Source organism: Acidithiobacillus sp. TH-A36 (assembly GCF_057473445.1).
Genome location: NZ_JBYCKP010000319.1, coordinates 1 through 1565, shown reverse-complemented (window position 1 = coordinate 1565; position 1565 = coordinate 1). Strand labels below are relative to the sequence as shown.

1 protein-coding gene is annotated in these 1565 nt (G+C 49.1%); it reads right to left on the bottom strand.

Annotation, left to right across the window (positions count from 1 at the left end):
* Window positions 1–6: 6 nt before the first annotated feature.
* Window positions 7–1554 (bottom strand): putative bifunctional diguanylate cyclase/phosphodiesterase, encoded by a 1548-nt coding sequence (locus AC2VLY_RS08545; protein ID WP_486922101.1) that lies wholly within the window; start codon window positions 1552–1554, stop codon window positions 7–9.
* Window positions 1555–1565: the final 11 nt, after the last annotated feature.

The following is a 1565-nucleotide window of genomic DNA, read 5'->3' as shown; positions in this document are numbered from 1 at the left end:
TGACCGTCACTGCGATACCTCCCACGGATTGATGAGGGGCACTCCCTCGGTCTGGAAATCCTTCGATTCATATGCATGGAGAACAGCTTCTTCAAGTGCCTTTTCTGCCTGTTCCACAATGCGCCAACCTGAAGCTTCTGGAGAGATTGATAACTGGTTGATCAGTTCTGCAATGGCTTTGTGGTACTCTCGATGGCGTTGATCTAATGGGCTTCCTTCTAATACACCCAGATGTTGCATCGCCCTGTGTAACGGACAAACGCCAGGGTCTACCATCTCTTTATAGTCCATCAGGCGAAGATTCTGGCGCATGGTTTTTTCCAGAACGCTATGGATGGCAAGATGGAGAGCGTACAGCCCCAAAAAGGTATGAGGATAGTTAGAGCGCTTAACGGCTGGGCGCTGTAAGAATTTTTGCAGTTCTTTTAGTGACAAGGGTTTGGCAATTGCGTATCCCTGCAAAAGTGAGACGCCTGCAACTGTGACGGCATCCAGGATGTCTTCTGTCTCTACGCCTTCCACAACCAGAGTGACGCCTAAATTGATAGAAAGATCCTGCACAGTATTCACAAAATAAAGATCTCGGGGTTGTTTCTCCAGTGTGCGAACAAAAGCCTGATCCAGTTTGATTTTATCAAAAGGTAGTGTTTTTAAGCGTAGGAGTGAGCTATAAGCGCTGCCAAGATCATCTAATGCTAAATGAACACCGAGCTTTTTCATTTCCACAAGATTTTCTATTGACGAGGCCTGCTCCAGGAAGTCATCTCCTTCAAGGATTTCCAGGGTTACACGTGACGGATCAATGCAGGTTGGCGCAAGCAGAGCCCTCAAATATTCTACGCATCCGGCAGAAACCGAATGTGCATCAAGATTCACGGATACCCACAAGGAATATCCTTGTCCGTCCAGAACCGCAAGATCTACCAATGCTTGTGAAAGCACGCCCCTCGTCAATGTGGTCAGGTCCGTAGTCTGTAATTCCGGTAAAAAGTGGGCAGGGGTCCAGAGGTTCCCCTCAGCATCTTTTAGGCGTGCCAAAGCTTCGATGCCGACTATCTTGCATGTGTAGCTATCCAGGATGGGTTGATACCAGACCTCCAATGCGCCGTTATCCAGCAGAACCTGTGCCGGATTACGCTGATCTGGAAGGGGATCATCGCCGAAAACCATCCAGCAATTTTCCCGATCCGCTTTGTGGGCTTTGATTTCATAGAGTGCCTGATCAGACCAGCGCAGCAGCTGATCCGCCTGGTCTGTATCAGCAGAAGGATAGAGCGCCAGACCCATGCTTGCCCCAACCTGAACGCTTTCACCATTACTCAGAAGGATCGGTGCGGTGATGATCCCTTCAATTTTTTTCAGGAGTTGCACAAGGTCTGCATGCCCCGCCAAATCTTCCAGCAGGAGTACGAATTCATCCCCCCCGTAACGGGCAATAAAATCGGATTTGCGCAACATACCGGTCAGACGTTTACCTAAGGTCACCAGCACTTCATCGCCAATCTCATGACCATAGGTGTCATTGATCGGTTTGAAATTGTCCAGATCCAGCATACAGACCGCCA

Excerpts from the sequence above, each read along its gene's own strand:
- AC2VLY_RS08545 (WP_486922101.1), bottom strand. The coding sequence starts at position 1,554 with ATGCTGGATCTGGACAATTTCAAACCGATCAATGACACCTATGGTCAT.